Origin of the sequence: Thalassolituus marinus, from assembly GCF_020320395.1 — a bacterium.
In the GTDB taxonomy this organism is placed as follows: domain Bacteria; phylum Pseudomonadota; class Gammaproteobacteria; order Pseudomonadales; family Oceanobacteraceae; genus Venatoribacter; species Venatoribacter marinus.
Window position 1 is genome coordinate 46,589 of sequence record NZ_JAEDAH010000083.1, and the last position, 2,723, is coordinate 49,311.

Sequence of the window (2,723 nt, forward strand, 5' to 3'; positions counted from 1 at the left end):
AAGGATGTCCGGCGAGTGGACGGCGACAGGGATGTCGCATGGGCGCGTGGCCTGAAAAATCGAGAGAATGAGGGTAACGCTCCAGGAGCGAAAAGCTGGGGTCGCCCTGCCGGCCAGGGGCGGTCCGACGCTCGGTAAGTTCCCCTGGGAGGCAGCAGGCATTGCGGATTTAAAAGTCGTTTATAGAAAAAAGATATCTTTAAAACGGTGGGACAGCAGTGCCGCTGACGCGGGCATTTTTATTCCTGCCCGATGGGCGCTACTTTCGCTTTAACGTACACATCGAAACGATTGGATTTACCTGTCAAAGCATAGGAAGGCTTACGCCCTGCCATCGGTTCGGCTTTACGCGCGCGCTTCACCACCACCCGGCAGCGTGCACAGTCCAGCGCACGCTGCAGTAAATCATCAGCATCTGTATCCTGCCCAACGATCTGACGAAACGCCTGCATATCTTTTTTAACCTGCGCAGTTTGTTTCGGGTCGTGATCAAACATCGGATCCAGGTAGACAATATCCGGACTATCCTGCACTGCTTCGGCCGGAACCAACAGTTCATGACTGGAACCGAACGTCAGCGAGATACGACTGACAATGTCACTGATCTCAGGGTCACTGATGCCACGCGCCAAACCGTCAGCCAGCAAGGCCGCCACCACCGGATTGCGTTCCTGAGCGAATACCCGACACCCCAGTGTTGCCAGCACAAAACTGTCACGACCGAGCCCCGCAGTCGCGTCTATAACACTGGGTTTATAAGCGCCGGTTGCACCCACCGCCTTAGCAATATCCTGCCCCATGCCACCGCCGAACTTCCGCCGATGGGCAACCGCACCGGCAGAGAAATCGACTTTCACTACAGTTTTTGGCTGCTCTGCTGAACGCAGACTTAAGCCTTGTGCATCAAGAACCAGATGAAAGCCCGGCTCCTGCAAACAGACTTCGTCAGCCAGCTGCAAGCCATAGCGGGCAGCCAGTTCAGCTGCCTGCGGCTGAAACTGCGCGTCCAGATAAATCAGATAATCGGCCATAGACTGTGCGCTGTTCAGGTAAAGAACAAAAACAGCACCCCACCCAGAATCAGTCGATAGATAACGAACGGCATCATGCCAATACGATTAATAAAGGCGAGGAAGTAATAAATACACAGCCAGGCACTGACCGCTGAAATAGCAACGCCCAGTAATATGGAACTCCAGTCGACTGGCAGCACTGACTCTGCCAGCTCCAGACTTTTCAGGCCACCCGCCGCCAGGATTAACGGGATAGACAACAGGAAGGAGAAACGCGCTGCATCGACACGCTGCAGCCCGACAAACAGCGCAGCGGTAATGGTAATGCCTGAACGGGAAGTGCCAGGCACCAGCGCCAGAGCCTGAGCCAAACCAATAACCAGCGCCATCCACAGTGTCATGGTCGCCAGAGAACGTGTCTGGCCAGTGCGTCGATCAGCAACACCGAGCAGAATACCGAAACCAATGGTGGTCCAGGCAATAACATTCACAGTGCGCAGATTGGCTTCAATCCAGTCGTCCAGTAATAAGCCAGCAAGCCCTGCCGGTATCGTCGCCAGCGCAACAAACCAGGCCAGGCGACCATCGGCATTCGGGCTCCGACTGAAACCCGTAGTCAGCCAACCGGATATAAGAGCCACAATATCCTTTCGGAAATACAGCATAACCGCCAGCAGGGTTCCCACATGGACTGCGACATCAAATGCCAGCCCCTGATCCTGCCAGCCAAAAACCTCCGATGGCAGAATAAGATGCGCCGAACTCGAGATAGGGAGGAATTCGGTCAGTCCCTGCAGCAGTGCCAGTACAACAATTTCGATCAGATCCATAACACTTGTAATCCCTGTCAGGAGCGATTGAGCAGACTTGGCTGCTCATCCAGTTTTTTCCAGGCAACGGTATCACGCAGATACACAGGCTGGTGTTCATCTACCGCACCAAAGCCGCCGGCTTGCCAGACTGGCTCAGCCAGTTTCAGCATTGTCAGAGCCTGCGGTTGTACATCTTTATACTGACCATCGAGATCAGCCAATGATTCCAGCGCCAGTCCGTTACCCGCCAGCGGGCAATCCAGATCCGCAATGGTTTGCAGAAAAAGATCCGGTGAACCAACATGCTCCTCACCAACCAGCCGGCTGTATTCACCATCGCGCTCATACAATCCCCAGAAGACCTCGCCCATATGTGCATCCATGACAGCCATAACCTTGTCAGCTGAAGATGAGTCCAGCACTTGCTGAGCAACAGCCTGTAATGAAGAGATTCCGGCAACAGGAATATCCAGTGCCAGCGCAATACCCTGCATCACAGAGGCGGCAATACGAATACCGGTGAATGAGCCCGGACCTCGTCCATAGGCAATACCCTGCAACTGCTGGCGCTGAAGTCCGGCTTGCAGAAGTACTTCGGACACCATAGGCAGCAAGCGCTGCGCATGCCCGCGAGGCTGAAGTTCAGAAATATGCCAATGATTTTCCTGTAGCCCAACAGCAACAGAACAGAGTGCGGATGACGCATCAACAACCAGAAGACAAGACATAAAGGCAACCACGCTTAAAACAGGCGCGCAGTATACCACAGCGACTGCTGACGCCACGCTCTGACAGCAGTCGCTAGCGACGGGCAAAAAAAAGGTTCATCGCACTTTACCGGGAAACGCCGCTTTGATTTTCAAAAAGAAGTAGTCGTTGTCCCGGTACCCATACGCCA

General features: G+C 54.2%; 3 protein-coding genes. All 3 read right to left on the reverse strand.

From position 1 onward, the window contains the following. Positions 1-239 precede the first annotated feature (239 nt). From I9W95_RS12995 to tsaB, 3 genes are read right to left on the reverse strand one after another with little or no spacing between them, the layout of a single operon-like run. Positions 240-1,031 carry a class I SAM-dependent methyltransferase gene (locus tag I9W95_RS12995; protein WP_225675560.1) on the reverse strand — a complete coding sequence of 264 codons (792 nt, stop codon included), beginning with the start codon at positions 1,029-1,031 and terminating at the stop codon, positions 240-242. 14 nt (positions 1,032-1,045) lie between these two features. Continuing rightward, a complete protein-coding gene (locus tag I9W95_RS13000; RefSeq protein WP_225675562.1) occupies positions 1,046-1,843 on the reverse strand; it encodes an undecaprenyl-diphosphate phosphatase in 798 nt (265 codons plus the stop codon). A 17-nt stretch (positions 1,844-1,860) separates the two neighbouring features. After that, complete coding sequence (tsaB, locus tag I9W95_RS13005; protein WP_225675565.1) at positions 1,861-2,553, reverse strand: tRNA (adenosine(37)-N6)-threonylcarbamoyltransferase complex dimerization subunit type 1 TsaB; 693 nt, start codon at positions 2,551-2,553, stop codon at positions 1,861-1,863. Positions 2,554-2,723: the final 170 nt, after the last annotated feature.

Bases quoted from the DNA above. Each gene is read 5' to 3' on its own strand.
- I9W95_RS13000 (WP_225675562.1), bottom strand. From the start codon at position 1,843: ATGGATCTGATCGAAATTGTTGTACTGGCACTGCTGCAGGGACTGACC.
- I9W95_RS12995 (WP_225675560.1), bottom strand. From the start codon at position 1,031: ATGGCCGATTATCTGATTTATCTGGACGCGCAGTTTCAGCCGCAGGCA.
- tsaB (WP_225675565.1), bottom strand. From the start codon at position 2,553: ATGTCTTGTCTTCTGGTTGTTGATGCGTCATCCGCACTCTGTTCTGTT.